We start from the raw sequence: 17508 nt of genomic DNA, 5'->3' as shown, positions 1-17508 counted from the left end.
ACTTTTATCTTATTTGTGACTCTTTTTCCATGCTATTTTTCCAAAACAGATTGTGCAGATCGCTCCGATCGCCAATGCGATCAAATGTGCGATAATATAGTTCAGATATCCGTGATTTGCCGGGTTTGCAATCGCAATTCCCGGAACAGCAGTTGTCCCGAATCCAAATGCCGTCAATTTTGAGAAATACACATACGCACCTGCCGCAGCACCGCCGATACATCCTCCAATCAAAGGATAACGATATCTTAAGTTTACCCCAAAGATTGCCGGCTCACTGATTCCAAATAACGTAGAAAGGAAACTTGGAATACACAATTCTCTGGCTTTTAAATTTTTCCAGTTTACTGCCAGATATCCAAGCACAGCTCCACCTTGTCCCATCAGGGCAACTGACATCAGTGGATTGATAAAGTTCGTTCCCGTACTTGCAATGAGCTGCGCTTCCACGGCGCCGATAATATGATGCAGTCCCGTAATAACTACCAGCTGCTGAATTCCTGCAAACAGTGCATAACCGAATACTCCAAGGTTGTTCGTTCCCCATACCATTGCATCTGTAATTCCATTAGAAAGAATTCTTCCCACCGGTCCGATAACTGTAAATAACAGAACGGTAGAAATAAACACCGTCAGCAATGGCGCAACTAAAAGTTTGATCACATCCGGTATCTTTTTGTTGAAAAAGACATCAAGCTTTGCAACCACATATCCCATCATAAGCGCGATAATAATTCCGCCCTGGAATCCCACCAATTCAATCTTGAATCCAAACAAACTGATGATTTCCGGCTGCGCCAATCCCTGTGCTGCCTGATATGCATTTGCCAAAGATCCATCTAACATAATCGCTCCTACAACCATACCAAGCACCGGATTTCCGCCGAATCGCTTGGTCGCTGAATAGCAGACTGCCATCGGTAAAATAGAGAAAATTCCGTTGGATGCGAGACTCACCAGTTTATTGATCGCATATAGTGTATCGTATTTTTGAACAACTTCCAGACCTCCAAGCACACCTGTCAGTCCCATAAGAAGCGCTGCCGCCAACAGCGCCGGCATAATTCCGATAAATACATCCGACAATGCCTTTACCACTGCCTGAACCGGGTTTTGTTTCTTTGCACTTTCTTCTTTTAATTCCCCAAGAGACATATTTTCTGTATGCGTATATTTTGCAAACACTTCATAGACATCGTTTACCGTTCCTGCACCGAAAATAAGCTGCAGCTGGTTTCCTGCCACAAATGCCCCTTTTACTTTATTGATATTTTCTAATTTTTCCATATCCGCTTTATCATTGTCCTTCAAGACAATTCTAAGTCTTGTTGCACAGTGTGCAGAGCCTTGGATGTTATCCATTCCTCCTACACCATTCACAATTTCTTCCGAAATTTTCAGATACTCTTCTGATTTGTTCATTTTATTACCTCCTATGTTTTGGAACCGGTTTCTTTTATACATATTATATTTTCTACATTAACAAATGTCAATAAACATATATGATAAAAAATATTTTTGGAATCGGTTCCAAAAATACACTCTTTTTTTTGTATAAAATACACAAAAAGAGTTCGAACCCGAACTCTTTTCACACAACCTATCTTGCCTGTTTTACACTTTTTCTTTCTACCAAATGATACGGTATAATCTGTACTCTGCTCACCGGTTTCCCCTGTATCATCTGAATGATCGTCTCCGCACTGACTTCTCCCCAGTTCTCCCAGTCAAATGCAACGGTAGTCAGCGGCGGCGTCAGAAGCTCACTTGTCTCATAATTGCCAAATCCCATAACCGACACTTCTTTTCCGATCGCAATATTTCTCTTTGCCAGCGCTTTGTACACTCCCTCTGCGATTCTGTCTGTCGCACAGATAACTGCATCGGGAAGTGCTCTTTCCTGTAATAATCTTTCCATATTTTTCACTGCATCCTCATAGAAAAACGTCGTCTCCACCAACTCGATCTGTGGAACCTGGCATGACTGCAGTCCATCTGTCACACCTTGTTTTCTCTGTTTTCCAACAGCAGGGTCTTCTTCTCCCACCCAGAATACAACTACATCCTGAACTCCTTTGCTTCCCAGATATTTTCCCGCATCCAGACCTGCATGATAATCATCGTATACAACTGAACTCCCATATGGAAACCGTTGCCCCAAAAACAGGATTGGAATCTCCGACTGTTCTACAATCTCCCGATGCCGGTTCGTGATACCGGTTGACAATACCATCATCCCATCTACATTCATTCTTTTGAGTCTTTCCATACACCGTACTTCTTCTTCTAAATCATTTCCTGTATGCATGATCATCGGCGTATAACCTGATTTTTTCAAATATGCCACAATCACTTCTACAAGACGCGGTGTTGTAACCGAGTTAAATCCCGGCACAACCAGTCCGATAATCTGACTGTTCTTTGCACTCAGTCTTGCAAATACATTCGGCTCATAGTGATTCTCCTCAATTACTTTCTTTATTTTCTGACCGGTCTCATACCGTACGCTTCCACCATTCAGGTAACGAGAGACCGTACTTTTTGCCACCCCAGACAGCTGCGCAATATCATTGATTGTCATTTTATTTCCCATCTCTATCCGATCCTTTTACATTTCTATTCTCCCCCTATTATACACACTTTTCCCTTGTTATTCTATATAAAATTGTCTATAATAATGACATCACTAGAAAAGGAGATGTATCACAATGAGAGCTTACGAGCGACTTTTAAAATACGTCGTAGTACGTACACCAAGTGATGAGAACAGCGAGACCGTTCCTTCATCACAATGCCAGTTCGATTTGGCAAATATTTTAGTAGAAGAGTTAAAGGCACTTGGCATCGACAATGCGTATGTCGATGAAAAATGTTTTGTCTATGGAAAATTAGCTGCTACACCGGGTTACGAGAACGCTGTCAAACTCGGATTTATCGCACATATGGATACGGTATCTGATTTCTGCGATCACGATACCACACCTGTTATCACAGAGAATTACAACGGAGAGGACCTTGTACTCGGAGCAAGCGGTCGCGTATTAAGCGTGAAAGACTTCCCTCACCTTCCTTCTTTAAAAGGGCGCACTCTGATCACAACAGACGGAACAACCGTCTTAGGAGCAGACGACAAAGCCGGTATCGCTGAGATTATGACTATGTTAGAGCGAATCATTACAGAAAATATTCCACACGGACAGATCTGTGTTGCATTCACACCGGATGAGGAGATTGGTACTGGCGCACAAAGCTTCAATGTAGAAAATTTTGATGCAGACTTTGGATTTACTTTAGACGGAGACACAGAAGGTGAGATTCAATATGAGAACTTTAATGCCTGCAAAGCAGATTTTGAAATTACAGGCTTTAACGTACATCCAGGTTCCAGCAAGAATGCCATGATCAACGCAAGCCTTGTTGCTATGGAGATCAATTCTTTGCTTCCTGGCACAGAGACTCCTCGTGACACAGAAGATTATGAAGGATTCTATCATCTGATGAGTATGACAGGAGAGGTTGCCTCTGCATCACTGCACTATATTGTGCGCGACCATGACGCTTCTCTGTTCGAGGCAAGAAAGAATACTTTGAGACATATTGAAAAGATCATGAACGAAAAATGGGGGGAAGGAACTGTGCGTCTGACACTCACAGAGCAATACCGCAATATGGCAGAAGTGGTCGCAACCTGCATGCACCTGATTGAAAATGCCCAACTTGCCGCAAAAGCTGCCGGAATCACACCACTTGTAATTCCAATTCGCGGCGGTACAGATGGATGCCAGCTAAGTTTCCGAGGACTTCCTTGTCCGAATCTTGGAACAGGCGGTCACGGATATCACGGACCATATGAACACATCACAGTTGAAGGAATGGATCTCGCAACAGATATGGTTTTAGAATTAGTAAAATTATATGCAAAATAAAAACAACGACGGGGAAGCGTGACGCTTCCCCGTTTCTATATTATCAATGCGGTTTGAATCCTTCCCCGCGCACTTCATTTGATTCCATCGTCACTAAGAATGCCGCTCTGTCCACTTCTTTTACCGCTTTTTGTACCATGTGCATCTGCTTGCTGCTGCATGCACACATCACAACTTGCTTTTCTTCTTTTGAGTAGCTTCCTACTCCTTTTAGCAGTGTAGAGCCTCTCTGTGTCAGTTCATCAATTTTATCCGCAACTTCCTGACCATGTTCTGTCACAATCAATGTCAGTTTTCCCGCATCCATACCATACATGACCTTATCGACTACTACCGACAAAATATAAGTCGAGATCAAACCATAGATAATCTTATCCACATTTCCACCGATCAGCACACCACTTGTAAGTACAATGGCAAAATCCAATACAATAATAATCTTTCCAAGTGACAGATGTGGTCTCAAAACTCGAATCGCCATAATGACGAAATCTGCACCACCTGTGGAAGAATCTCTTAGATAAATAAGTGCATATCCAAGTCCTGAAAAAATGCCCATGCAAATGCAGGAAAGCATCAAGTCTCCCTCATATACCGGAAACATCGGAGCGACAACGTCCATAAAAATCGTAGAAATCACCATCGTCTTTAAGGATTTCAGCAAAAAAGTCTTTCCCAACAGCTTATAACAGATGATAATGATAGGAATATTTAAGACTGCCGTCATAACACCAATCGGAATCCCAAAGAAATGATAAAATATAATCGCAATACCGGAAATACCTGCTACCGGAAATCCGGACGCGACCGCAAAATTATAAACCCCCACTGCAATAAAAAAACTTCCTACTATATCTGCCACTATATCCAATCCAACTTCTTTTACTTTACCCGGTCTCATATAACTCATACCGCCCCTTTCTATATCATATGTCATCTTTTAGCATTTTTTCCCAAACAAAAAGCACCTACGAATCATACAGATATAATTCGCAAATGCTCTTCTAAATATTACTATACTCTTCTATAAAAAAACTGTCAATACTATTACGCCTAAATTATGGAATTTTTAAAAGCCAAAATCATCTCATTTGTCAGACTGATATTTCTTTCTGTCACAGGAATCTCCTCCCGCTCGAACCATTCCGCCAATGCCAGCTCCTCTTGGTCCAATGTAATTTCCGAGTCTCCGTCCAAATTCGCAAAAAATCCCATCAAAAGCGTATCCGTAAAGGACCATGGCTGACTTTTGTAAAACCTGATATTTTTTACTTTCAGCCCGACTTCCTCCATCACCTCACGTTTTACCGTCTCTTCAATCGTCTCTCCAATCTCGGTAAACCCTGCAAGCAATGCATATTTTTTATAATCACGGTCCGCATATTTTGACATCAAAATCCGGTTCCCATCTGTGACTCCGACGATGACCGCCGGCGAAATCTTCGGATATTCCATCTGATGACAATTCTCACAGTATAACATCCGCTCTTTTTGATCTTTCTTCAACGGTTTTCCGCATTTGCCACAGTATTTTCTGCTTTTATACCAATTATAAAGCTGGAATCCCGTAATTCCTGCAAATGCCAGATGCCGTGGTTTTGCATGTCTGAACTGCTCCTTATGTATCATCTGAAAATTACCTGCTGCATCATAAGTGAGATGTTCTGTCAAATAAAATCTCATCTGGTCAATTGAAAACAGATACGTATACTGCTCATAAATATCTGGATTTAATTTTTCCAACTCACCAAATGTTGGAAATGCTATCTCTTTCCCTTCATATTTCACAAGCACTTCCATATCGTGACAGTAAAGCACAAAACTGTCTTTATCCGGTGCTTTTGGATCATATGCATTATTATAAACATATGGTTCTATATCTTGTATCATCTTTTCCTCAGCTCCTTTTTGTGTTCTAAAAGTCCATAACAATTGTATCACACTTCCTCCCAATCGCAAACGGAAAAATCATTTTGCATTTTCCCGATGTTTTTTCTATAATAAATAAAAACGACCAAAACAGAAGGAGGAATATTTCCATGAAAATTGTTTTTTTAGATGCGAAGACGATCGGAGACGATATCGACTTATCCGGATATGAGGAACTGGGCGAAGTGGTCAAGTATGACTTTTCTTCCTCAGAAGAAGTCCCTGCGCGCGTGATCGATGCAGACGTACTCGTCCTGAACAAAGTTCAGGTGAATGAGCATACCATCGGCACTGCCCGCAATTTAAAGCTCGTCTGTGTCACTGCAACCGGAACCAATAATCTCGACAAGGATTACCTTGCCAGACGCAATATTGCATGGCGCAATGTTGCCGGATATTCAACAGAATCCGTCGCCCAGCATACATTCGCCATGTTGTTCTATCTTTTAGAAAAGCTCAGATACTACGATGATTATGTAAAAGGGGAACGCTACGTTAACGACACCATTTTTACCCATTTTGCAGAGCGTTTCTGCCAGATTAATGGAAAGACCTGGGGAATTATCGGACTTGGCAATATTGGACGAAGGGTCGCAGATATTGCAAAGGCATTCGGTGCAGATGTAATCTATTATTCTACCTCCGGAAGCAACACACAGGACGGATATACACTGACAGATTTTGACACACTCCTTGCCACCTCCGATATCATTTCCGTGCATGCTCCACTCACTCCAAACACAGAGCGTTTAATTGATGCGAAAGCTCTTTCTAAAATGAAGCCTTCTGCCATCTTTCTGAATCTTGGCCGTGGTCCGATTGTCGTGGAAGAAGACCTTGCTGATGCTCTGGAATCCGGTCAGATTGCGGCCGCCGGTCTGGACGTGCTCTGTACCGAACCAATGTGTGCAACAAATCCGCTCCTTCGGATCAAAGACAGTAAAAAGCTACTGATCACACCGCATATTGCCTGGGCGAGCGTGGAGGCGCGCACCAGTCTCATGAACATTATATTAGGACAGATTCAAGACTGGAAGAAAGAGACAGAGGCGATGTAGCATCGCCTCTGTTTTAATCACTGTTCCGAATCCTTTCTACCAATGCCTCTTTTTTGAAGAAATAGAATACAACTCTCGACACAATAATCGGAATCACTACAAGCAGGACCGTATACACAAGAAAATACCACAGTGGGAAATGATAGTGCATATATTCCGCTTCAAAATGTCTCATAATCTCAATCATACCGATTCCGCCAAGTGTTCCTCCCACCAAGGTGAGCAGGACATTTCCGCCAGCCAGCAAAATTCCTTCACTCTGTACCATCTGATATAATTGTTTTTCCGACATTCCGATGGACTGCAGCATCGCAAATTCCTGTTTTCTTGTGACCATATTGGTGATCAGTGTATTCAAAAGATTTAAAAGACTGAATAAAATAATAAATGCAGACAACCCAAGCATCGTTCCATGCAGCATGTGGAATTGTTCTTCCACTTTGTCTCTTTCCTCCTCAATTGTCTCCATTGCAAGTAGAGGATTCTCCTCCACAAGTTCCCGGATAGCTTCCCCCACCGCTTTTTCTTTCTCTTTTTCCGTAGATACACTCAACAAATCTGTGAGATTTATGTTTCCCATAATCTCTTTCACACTTTGTTCCGGCAGAATCAGCCACTGCCACTTCGGAGATGGCTCCTCATAATCACTTGGCAGAATCCCTGCAACGGTAAATTCCTCCGTGACATTTTCTGTCCCATTAAAGAACGTAATTTCTATTTTATCCCCGACTGCAAACTCCCATCCGAATAATTCCTGCACTAGATCATTCTTGTTTATGATCAGTTCTTTCTTTTGTGCCATCTCGGCATAGTCCAAACTGGTTCCCATTGCCCGATTCATATCTTTTAATATCTTTTCAGAAAAGGTGTTTACCGAATCATCCACATTTTCTCCGTTTGCCTCCCATTTTACCTCTGCCCGCTCAAAACGATGTACTTTTTTCACCCCTTCAATTTGTTCTATCTGTTTGATAAACTCCAAGCTCAATGGATTTTTCATCTGTATTCCGGTTCTTCCATGTGCCATCGTCTCTACCGCATTAGAGGAAAAACCAATCTGATACTCTCCATAAGAAAATTCTCCGCTTCTTGCGTACTCATCCAGACTGGTTCCCTCTATAAACGTGGCTCCCAACATAAACAAAATACCGCCCACTCCGAGTGAAATCATCGTCAACATTGATTTTTTTCGGTTCCTCTCAGAATTGAGTTTTGCAAGCCGTATGGGGCTTAGCTTTCTGTAAAGTTTTTTTGTCTCCTTTTTTCCCTGTTTTTCGGTCTCCCCGGAATATTTTGCCGCCTCTATTGGAGAGATCGCAGACGCAAGCTTTGCAGGTTTCCGAATAGAAATCAGCACTGTGATCAGATCAGCAATCGTGACACCTATGGCGGTCACAATGGTGTTCTTCCAATCCCATCCATCCCTTTGTGCCAAGTACGCCGCTGCTGCCCCTAATAAAAGACCAATTGGAATTCCACGCATACTGAGCAAAATTCCTTCTCTTCGAATCATTTTCCGAATCTGCTTTCTTGTCATGCCAATCGTAGAAAGCTGACCGAATTGACGAATTCTTCCGATTACCGACAGATAAAATACACTGTAGATTACAAGAACGCTGACAAATAAAATTCCGATACCGATCACTATAACCATCACAGTCTGCTGCAAAGCATTGGAATCTCCGGAAAGTGTGTTTAAAAATGCATTGTTCTCATTCACCTGTTTTCGCTCAATTCCATACTTACTTGCGAGGTCACGAATCTCATTTAAAAATCCGGTCTGATCGTATTGTTTTGCATTGTGAATCCGTACAAGTGCTGTATATGGTACTTGCGAGAGCTGCGAACCATTCTCTGCGTACTGCTCAGATAAAACAACGGAATATACTTTTGACTTTCCTTGCTCTTTCAAAAATCCTGTGACAGTGAATGTCTCCGTCGTTCCATCTAAAAAAGTAAAAGAAAGCTTCGTTCCAAGCTTTTCAAGCTTTCCAATCCTTTTTAAGTATGATTTAGGAACCGCAATCTCATCTTCTTTCTGCGGCATCTTTCCTTCGGAAAGTTTCAGCATCTCCAGCTCTTTGCGGCTTTCTTCCATATACTGAAAGCTTAAAATATAGTCTTCCACTTCAATACTTGGTCCCGTCTTCATTTTTGCTACACAAGATACCTGCTCATCCTTTGCAAGATTTCTAAGCTGCCATCTAACCATTCACAACTCCACAATAAATGTGTATCTGTATTTCCAGATCCCAGATAATCAATTTTTCCAGTTGCCTTAGCATCCCAAAAAGAAATCGCCTCTATTTGATAATCAATTATATTTTCTTGTTTTTCGCTACTTACCAATAAATCTTTTGCACGTCTGACACTCTCCAGGGCTTCTTCTCGATATCGTTCCGGATTTGGCAATACTTCGTTTGTATCATATAAGCACAATTTATTGTCTGTATATAAATGTGGTATACAAAGTTCTTTTTGATCCTCGATATAAATTTCTGGAAATTCATAAGGATAATATTGTGGAAATTTCATGCGTAATTCATACTGGTTTCCTTCAGTTTGAATGAAAATCTTTATTTGTTTTTCTTTCTCCATATATTCGCAGGAAATTCCACTTTCCACTAAATATTCATATACATCTTTATGCAAAATGTTTATCCTCGTTCCCTAATTTTATTGGTCCTGCCGTACTCTCTGCTATATCTTTATCGGCATCTTCTCCAGTTGGAAATCTTTCACCAAAAACTTTTTGAAGAATATCTGTCGCTTCCTTCTCGTTACTCTTTTCATTTATTGCAGCATCTAATTTCTTTTTTAAATTATTAAGTCCTTTTAAGATTTCATTTTTTGAAGTCTCACTAACATCTGCAAACAAATCCTCATCAGTAGGAGTAACTGGTTTATAACAATGGAAACTATCCTCTAAAGAATCAATAATATTCGTAACAGTGTCCAATAAAGATAAATCATCCCGTTTTTCAGTCACACTAAAATTATTGCATACTAAAATTGTTATTGCCATTCCTTTAATATCAATGTTCTTATAATCTTTCCATGCTTTCAAGTATTTTACCATGCGACGGATTTCCTGCCCATTTTCATTAACATATCCCTGAAACCAAGCTGTAAATGCTTTAGGATCGCTTTCAATCCACCCTTTAGATTTATGAGCTAAATATGCTATACTATCTCCAGCACTATTCTCACCCATGATATAAATTGGTAAATCAATATGATACTTATCTTCATATACAACTCTAATACAGGTATTTTTATCGATTGGTGAATTTGAAGTATGTTTTTCTACAGCCTCTTTTACCCATGTATGTACAGTCTGAGCAGCTGGCCAATCATCCTGATCTGTTGAATATCCTCTCAGATAAACTCCATTATCTAGGTCAAACTCATCGCCATCTAAGGGCATAATAGCTGTTTTCATGGCATAAGATCCCTGTGTACAATGTTGAGGTTTTTTTCTCCCCTTTTCTTCAAACTTGTTGCCAATTTTATTTCTTAACTATAAATGAGCAAATTTGAAAAATTGCACAAAACTACACTGCGAATTTCATAAATGAATCAAAATCATTACTTTCCTTTGCGCATTGAAAAAGATAACGATACTTTTCCAGCTGAATGGTATCACAGATTTCGTGATATCCAGTTTCAAACGAGCAGAATCTACCAGTACCTACTGCACACATGAAATGTGCCAGTGACATAAGCAGCCAGTACCTTTTGATTCCCTGTGCAGAGCGTATCTGATAGCCGTCCAGTGCCAGTTTCTCCTTACATTGGCGGAAAAATACTTCAATCGGCCATCGACACACATACCAGGAAAGAATCTCCTGTGTAGATAGGGCTACGTTTGTACTGATGAAAGCACGCAATGCTTTGGGATTACCAAATGCTTTTTCCGGATAACTCAAAAGAACTACCGCATTTTCTATGCCGTTGAGGTTTCCCTCGTACCGGTACACAAATCTCTCCAAAACCGCCCCAAAAACTGTACTAAACTTTTCCCCTAAAAGCGTCTGGAAAATAAGCACAAGCAACAAGGCTGGAAAGAGAATTTTGCCTATTACAAATAATACTCTACACCTTTCCGGCTGCGGATGAAATCCTGTACCTCTTTCAACTCTTCTGCTATCCGGCAGGACGGAAGCGCACACATCACATCTTCGTGATACTTGCCGCCTTTTACCGCCCGAATATCTAAAATAGACACCACACAAGTATCAGTTTCTGTACGAATGGCTCTCCCAAATCCCTGGCGCAGTTTCTTCTGCATATCCGGCACAATGATGGACTGAATATAGGTTTCCAGGGAATCATAGGTTTCCTTCTCTGCTTCACTGATGGGATCCGGCACTGCAAAGGGCAGTTTCACAATGATAAGGGAATACACCATATCTCCCGGAAAGTCTACTCCTTCCCAACAAGAGCCTGCTGCAAACAGTACCCCATTCTCCATGGTCTTAAAGCGCAGGATTTCTTCCTGGGAGTGTCTCCATACTTCCACCATGGGAAATGGCAGGCTATCTCTTAAAATCTGATACACACTTCCCATCAGTGTATAAGAAGTAAACAGTACCAGCGTATGCCCATAAGTGGAACAGATCAGAGAATGGATATGGTTTGCCACCATCACCGCCTCTTCCCGGCTTCCTCTCCTGCAATGATCCAACGTCTTTGGCAGGTATAGCAGACAATTCTTTTCGTAGGAAAAAGGGGACTCTGCCACATATTCCTGCACTCCTGCCCTTCCCTCCAGCCCGGTGATCTGCCTGGTGCGTAAAAAGCCTGTTCCTGCCTTTAGTGTCCCACTGGTCAAGATGGCGGACATTCCTTCTTCCCAGTTCCATAACATCTTCCGGAGCAGTCCTGGGATTTCCCGGCTAGCTGCACACAAAACGGGAAGCTGCTCTGTATCCAAATGCAGATAACGAACATATTTCTCATCGCTGCTACAAAAACACTCCAGCACATCCTTTGCTTCTTCCAGCCGGTTCCATATCCACTTTGGAACACTTCGCTCCAGCTTTTCTAAAAGAAATTCCAGCATCTCTACGCCTTCCCACAGAGAAACCACACTATTTGTTGTATTACGGAACGTTTCCCGGATTCCTTTTCCAATTCGGTGTTCTGCACCAACAACATGCAATGCGTCATGCATGACTGTCCGCAGGATTTTTGCCTCTTCTTTCTGATGCTCCCGTTCCAGATAATATGCTATTTCCCGGATATCATCCATACACAGGTTTTTTCCAAACATCTGCCTTGCCGCTTCCGGTAACTTATGAGCTTCATCTACAATCAACGTCCGATAATCAGACAATAAAGGCTTGTATCCTTCTGCTCTGTGATATGCATCTGCCAGTAAATAATTATGATTACAGATTTGAATGAACACATCCTGTTTCCTGGATTCTTCCAGATATCTCTGATAGCGGCACATCTGCCTGCCCGGACATTCTCTTGGACAGAATTTCGGCACACAGACCAGCCTTCTGTCAAACCCGCTCAGATTCTTTACGCTATCCATATCGTAATGCTTTCGCAAGGACAGTAATGCTGCTTTTTGAACAGCATTCTTCTGTTTATGGCGGATTGCTTCGATTCGTTGTTCCAGCCTATTGTCACAGACAAAGTGTTCTTTCCCTTTTCGCACCACTGCCCGAAGCGGGGACTGAATGATTCCTTGCTCCAGCAGCACCCTGGACAAAAAGGGAATATATTCTGTTAAAATGGCTTTCTGCAATGCAATGCTGGAGGTGGACACCACCACCGGGCGCTGTTCCAATGGATTTCCTCGCCCTGTCAGCATGGAATACTTCCGCAATAATACACAGGCTACCAGATAGGCATAGGTCTTCCCAATTCCTACCCCTGCATCACACAAGGCAATCTGTTCTCCCAGCAGAGTATCCAGCATTTCATGGCATAGACGGATCTGCTCTTCCCTGACTGCCAGTCCCTGTTCCGGAAATAGCACCCGGAAGATCTTCTCCACTTCCTGATGCGCTCTTTTTTGATTTCTTATCGTTTCTTCTTTTCTTTGGTACCGTATTTGTCCTCGACTCCCCGGCTGCCACACCACATCTATGGTAGGGAACATTACAGGCGGATGCTTCGCTTGGCACCGCTCGCAGATTTTCTGAAAGTCTTGCTGATTACAACTTAGAGTCCATCCTCTTCCTTATGGGAAGAAATTCGTATCATTATCCCCCTCCGATGCTCCTGGCGAAAGACCTGCGAAAGTCCATTCACAGCTATAAGGAGTCGCTCAGAATGAGAACAGGCACTGACAGTTTTCTCACGAAATGATCCGCCATAGTCTTTGGACAGACCTTTCCATAACAATCCAGCAGTGCTTGTCCCCATCCGTCCTGGCGCTTATGCTGTCACGCTTCTATCTTTGGGAACGTACCTGTAATGCTGGTATGTGGTTATCAAGGAACGAGGGGCAATTACCCCTTTCATATATAGAGCCGATGAGATACCCCATTTTTCTTCACTTCTTCAAAACTTTTTTAATTTTTTTCTTTAATCGCTCAATCCGTGTATAAATGGTCTTTTCCGGCAGTCCCATCTGGCCTGCAATTTCATGAACTGAAAATCCCCACATCTTCAGAAGTAAAATCTGCAGTGTTTTCTTATCCGACTCCAAAAGAACCTGTAACAGTTGCTCATTTTCCACACTGTCAAGTAACTGTTGAATATTAAGCACCACTGAAGATGGTTCTTCCAATTCCCTGGTGTATAATTCTTCTTGATTAGAAGAAAAATGTTCCCAGAATCTCCGCTCCGCATTAAAGTCCTGCCAGTCTAATTCACGAAGTCTTTGGATTACCTCTTCACTGACACCGGATTTTCGCAAAATCCGTTCCTCCTGCTCCTTCCACTGTTTCCATTTAGATTCTTCTTTTGCTTTATGAAATGTCACCTTTCTTTTCCTCCGATCTGAATTTTTTTGAAATCAAATCGGAGTGGCGGTGACCTTGCCTTCTCACAGGCAAAAGACTGTATGAACCGGAGTTTTCTCCACAAAAAGAAAGATGCCGCAATCCTGTTTTGAATTGCGACACCACCAAACGCTGCATATGAAGTTAGGTTTTTCTCTTTTGTAGCTCTTTCCGGCACATACACTGCTCCTTTATGTCATGGAACGAAGCCCATTTTTTACATAAAGAAGTAGTATACAAAACGAATCTGTCATCAGACTGTCAGTTGTCTGTCAAATAACTGTCAGTTTTCCTGTCATTTCTTTTCTATTACAGTTACAACCAAATCTCGCCATATAAAAAGCAGGCTCCATTTTCAGAAACCCGCCTTCTATGATTCCTTATATACTTTTAAACAATATCCAACCTCTTTTACACTGCTGATTATATGCTCTGCATTTACATCTACTTTTTTCAATTTCTGTTTCAGTCGATGTACCATGCAGTAAATAATATTTGTAATATCCCCATGTGGGTACTCCTGCCATACCAGTTGATAGATCTGACTGTATGTATATACTCTTCCCGGCGTAGTTGCTAACAGATACAGAAAATCAAACTCCCTTTTTACAACAGGGATTCTTTTATGCTCCCATTCTACTGTTCTTTGAAGTGGAAGGATTTTCAGTTTTCCCACCATAACAGGGATTTCTTCTTTTCTTTCCGATTTCCATTCTGTATAGCGGCGAATCAATGCATACGACTGCAGACTGACTTCTTCCGCTGTATACGGTTGTGTCAATACCACATCTGCCCCCCCCCAAGTAAATGATTTTATTTCGCATTTCAGAATGATCCGGTAATAAAACAATCATAGGTGTTATCACCAGCTTTCGGATTGCTTCTACAAGTTGGCATACTATTTCCAGTTCTCGTTTTACTGCAATTAAAATCAAATGATAAGAGAAAACTGTCAGGTTGGAAAGGGCATCCTGGATACTTTTCATTTGATAAAACTCTGCTCGTTGTTCCAACAAAATCAAACTTTCCCATGTCATTTCTCCTTCATCAGCAATTACTATAATTCTGTTTTTCTTCACACCCCCATCTCTCTGTTTCTCATATTACAATTCCTCCACATGACTTTCTGTATAATGATAAAAATAGTTTTCATTTTTTAATAACGCCAGAAAAAATATTTGCTGCACTTCACATGAATTATTGCTTCATCCGGTATAAAATGAGTTTCATCAAAGACCTATCCTCATTTACTTACAAGTCCCGCAATTGATGTTCCATAAGCCAATAAACATTTCCATATCGAAAAAGTCTTTGATATATATACGAATAGTTAAATCTTTCCTTGTCTGCATTTGAATTTAACACCTATATATGTATTCTTCATATTCTCCCAGAACTATTTTTAAAGCGGTATTGTAATATCTACATTTTACATCATAAACCGATTTCCCCACGGACACAAAAAATCTTTTTCCTGCTCCAGAATTGAGTGACCTATAGTTTTTTTGCTTTATCATCCCATTTTTACAGTGCCTTTATCACAATTTCAGAAGAATGCACACCCATTTTTCGGATACAGCATAATTTTTCAACAGAATTATATTTTTGTTCTAAATTCTGGATAAAACAAAACTTTTGTCTTTTAAGACAATTATAAGTACTTGTTGGAAGCATCAAATACTCTATTGGTGCCCAATTCCCGTTTCCGATTAAAAACTTCAAATTATTCCAAAAAGATTTGTACAATTCGTAACACCGTGGATTTTTTTAAGTTTTTATATATCCCCTTGTAAAACTACTTTTTTCATTTTTTCCAAGTTATAAGCTGCTTAGAATATAATGGGCATTCTACCAAACTTAACGTTTTAACGTATGTACTGCAAAAAAGGTCTATATATTCTTCCAAGGTTATAATCGAATTTTCGTAGTATAAACTCATTGAACTCATTTCCACTTACTACACATTCGTTCCTAAATTTTAATTCTTCCACATGATTTTCTGCATAATGATAAAAAATAGTTTCCGTCTCTTTACAAGACCTAAAGAAATATTTATTGCCTTTTAAAAAGAAGTAATTAAAATCCTTTTTAACCATTAATCTGATAAATTTATACTTGTATCCGCAATAGATGCCATTTCTAAATCATGCGTTATGATAATACAAATTTTATCTGCAAAAATCAAATGAATCGACTCTTTCAGTAACCCACTAGTGTACTGTATTGTTGACATTTAACTAAATATTTATAGCTATTATAGCCGCTTCATGTTAAAATAAAAGAAAACAGCGGTGATTTATATGGCAAGACCAAGAAAATATGTCATTAAACTTACAGATGATGAATTGAAGACATTAAAATCTATAATTCGCAAAAGTAATACATCTAAAACTATTCGAAGCAGATGCCAGATTATTATTGATTTGGATGAGGCTCATGGGAAAGTATTAACCCATGAGCAATCCGCAAGATCAAATGGTGTTTGCCTGACAACTGTAACGAATACAGTGACCAAATATTTTTCCGGTGGCATTGAAGCGGTTACCGAGTTCAAAAGAAATATCAATTCCGACAATGCAAGGCGTATCCTTGATGGACGTGCAGAAGCACGTATTATTGAACTTGCCTGCGGTCCTGTTCCAGAAGGTCATTCCAGATGGACTTTGCGTCTGCTGGAAAAAGAAGCCAAAGTAGTGCTTGATACACCGGTTAGCAAAGATGCTATCCGTAGAGCCTTAAAAAAAACAAACTTCGACCTCACAAAAATGAATACTGGTGCATTCCCTCAAGAGAGGACGCAGAATTTATAGCTTGTATGGAGGATGTTCTCGATGTATACGAACTTCCATATAACCCACAACGCCCCGTTGTTTGTATGGACGAAAAACCATATCAGTTACTTGGCGAGGCAAGATCCCCACTTCCTATGCGCCCCGGCAATGACCAGAAAGTAGATTCTGAGTATGTCAGAAATGGTACATGCAGCATTTTTGCATTCGTAGAACCGCTTGGTGGAGCTCATCATGTAAGTGTTCGGGAACATCGGACTGCAATTGACTGGGCAGAAGAAATCAAATATCTTGCCGATGTCATGTATCCAGATGTAGAAAAAATAATTCTTGTAATGGATAATCTTAATACACATAAACCAGCATCATTGTACAAACGTTACCCTTGTAGTGCTATAATACCTGCTGATGAAGCCAGAAGAATCATGAAACGGTTGGAGATTCACTACACACCAAAACATGGCAGCTGGCTTGATATTGCAGAAATCGAACTTAACGTCATGACCAGACAATGTTTGAACAGAAGGATTGATAATATTTCAAATCTTCGTAAGGAATTATCAGCATGGGAAGTTGAACGAAATACCGTAGCCGCAAAGGTAAACTGGCAATTTCGAACGGAGGATGCAAGAATTAAATTGAATTCCTTGTATCCGACATTTACTACTGCATCTGAATAAGATGCAGTAGTAATGTTAAATATCAACGATACAGCACACTAGATTACTAGGACAGATTTAAATTTGGCACTAAAGTTTCTTCTTTGTCTGGACATAATTATGAATCCTCTCTTTCATACTGATTTTAGTATATCAGATTCATTAAAAAATTTCCGAAAAAG

Annotated in this window: 17 protein-coding genes; 4 read left to right on the top strand and 13 right to left on the bottom strand. The window is 40.6% G+C overall.

From position 1 onward, the window contains the following. Nucleotides 1-9: 9 nt before the first annotated feature. Entirely contained in the window at nt 10-1422 is a 1413-nt protein-coding gene (locus tag AC6I5B_RS05125) for a PTS transporter subunit EIIC (RefSeq protein WP_071143741.1), read from the bottom strand. A gap of 178 nt (nt 1423-1600) precedes the next feature. Continuing rightward, the gene (locus tag AC6I5B_RS05120; protein WP_071143740.1) at nt 1601-2593 is read right to left on the bottom strand and encodes a LacI family DNA-binding transcriptional regulator; all 993 of its coding nucleotides are present in this window, start codon (nt 2591-2593) and stop codon (nt 1601-1603) included. A gap of 115 nt (nt 2594-2708) precedes the next feature. On the opposite strand from AC6I5B_RS05120, the gene pepT reads away from it, so the two are divergent. Beyond that, nucleotides 2709-3926, top strand: a complete 1218-nt coding sequence (gene pepT, locus AC6I5B_RS05115) for a peptidase T (RefSeq protein WP_004614546.1) — start codon at nt 2709-2711, stop codon at nt 3924-3926. 43 nt (nt 3927-3969) lie between these two features. On the opposite strand, the gene AC6I5B_RS05110 is transcribed toward pepT, so the two are convergent. Continuing rightward, the gene (locus AC6I5B_RS05110; RefSeq protein ID WP_022250713.1) at nt 3970-4827 is read right to left on the bottom strand and encodes a YitT family protein; all 858 of its coding nucleotides are present in this window, start codon (nt 4825-4827) and stop codon (nt 3970-3972) included. Between the two features lie 152 nt (nt 4828-4979). After that, entirely contained in the window at nt 4980-5816 is an 837-nt protein-coding gene (gene nudC, locus AC6I5B_RS05105) for an NAD(+) diphosphatase (protein ID WP_044988195.1), read from the bottom strand. A gap of 149 nt (nt 5817-5965) precedes the next feature. Between nudC and AC6I5B_RS05100 the strand changes: the two genes are divergently transcribed. Beyond that, nucleotides 5966-6913: a D-2-hydroxyacid dehydrogenase gene (locus AC6I5B_RS05100; RefSeq protein ID WP_022250711.1), complete on the top strand. Its 948-nt coding sequence runs from the start codon at nt 5966-5968 to the stop codon at nt 6911-6913. A 13-nt stretch (nt 6914-6926) separates the two neighbouring features. Here the strand turns inward: AC6I5B_RS05100 and AC6I5B_RS05095 are convergent, their stop codons facing one another. From AC6I5B_RS05095 to AC6I5B_RS05055, 9 genes are all read right to left on the bottom strand, one after another. Beyond that, nucleotides 6927-9125 carry an ABC transporter permease gene (locus AC6I5B_RS05095; protein WP_118208721.1) on the bottom strand — a complete coding sequence of 733 codons (2199 nt, stop codon included), beginning with the start codon at nt 9123-9125 and terminating at the stop codon, nt 6927-6929. Continuing rightward, nucleotides 9071-9565: a ubiquitin-conjugating enzyme family protein gene (locus tag AC6I5B_RS05090; protein WP_052536522.1), complete on the bottom strand. Its 495-nt coding sequence runs from the start codon at nt 9563-9565 to the stop codon at nt 9071-9073. Before AC6I5B_RS05090 ends, AC6I5B_RS05095 begins: the two co-directional genes overlap by 55 nt. Continuing rightward, nucleotides 9558-10421, bottom strand: coding sequence for a CBASS cGAMP synthase (locus AC6I5B_RS05085; protein ID WP_270608942.1), 864 nt, complete (start codon nt 10419-10421; stop codon nt 9558-9560). The genes AC6I5B_RS05090 and AC6I5B_RS05085 overlap by 8 nt, the downstream gene beginning before the upstream one ends. 46 nt (nt 10422-10467) lie before the next feature. After that, nucleotides 10468-10893: a hypothetical protein gene (locus AC6I5B_RS05080; protein ID WP_083382683.1), complete on the bottom strand. Its 426-nt coding sequence runs from the start codon at nt 10891-10893 to the stop codon at nt 10468-10470. Between the two features lie 101 nt (nt 10894-10994). Further along, nucleotides 10995-13031 (bottom strand): ATP-dependent DNA helicase, encoded by a 2037-nt coding sequence (locus AC6I5B_RS05075; protein WP_238095055.1) that lies wholly within the window; start codon nt 13029-13031, stop codon nt 10995-10997. A 396-nt stretch (nt 13032-13427) separates the two neighbouring features. Continuing rightward, nucleotides 13428-13859: a sigma-70 RNA polymerase sigma factor region 4 domain-containing protein gene (locus tag AC6I5B_RS05070; RefSeq protein ID WP_004614559.1), complete on the bottom strand. Its 432-nt coding sequence runs from the start codon at nt 13857-13859 to the stop codon at nt 13428-13430. Nucleotides 13860-14248: 389 nt separating this feature from the next. Beyond that, nucleotides 14249-14665: a winged helix-turn-helix domain-containing protein gene (locus AC6I5B_RS05065; protein ID WP_009320151.1), complete on the bottom strand. Its 417-nt coding sequence runs from the start codon at nt 14663-14665 to the stop codon at nt 14249-14251. Between the two features lie 38 nt (nt 14666-14703). After that, entirely contained in the window at nt 14704-14910 is a 207-nt protein-coding gene (locus AC6I5B_RS05060; RefSeq protein ID WP_009320153.1) for a hypothetical protein, read from the bottom strand. Nucleotides 14911-15402: 492 nt separating this feature from the next. Then, a complete protein-coding gene (locus AC6I5B_RS05055; protein WP_369123812.1) occupies nt 15403-15555 on the bottom strand; it encodes a hypothetical protein in 153 nt (50 codons plus the stop codon). Nucleotides 15556-16178: 623 nt separating this feature from the next. On the opposite strand from AC6I5B_RS05055, the gene AC6I5B_RS05050 reads away from it, so the two are divergent. Beyond that, nucleotides 16179-16688, top strand: a complete 510-nt coding sequence (locus AC6I5B_RS05050) for a helix-turn-helix domain-containing protein (RefSeq protein ID WP_004614566.1) — start codon at nt 16179-16181, stop codon at nt 16686-16688. Next, nucleotides 16658-17347: an IS630 family transposase gene (locus AC6I5B_RS05045; protein WP_117787421.1), complete on the top strand. Its 690-nt coding sequence runs from the start codon at nt 16658-16660 to the stop codon at nt 17345-17347. Before AC6I5B_RS05050 ends, AC6I5B_RS05045 begins: the two co-directional genes overlap by 31 nt. Nucleotides 17348-17508: the final 161 nt, after the last annotated feature.

This window comes from Faecalimonas nexilis (assembly GCF_059731825.1).
This window is presented reverse-complemented; position numbering and strand designations above follow the sequence as displayed.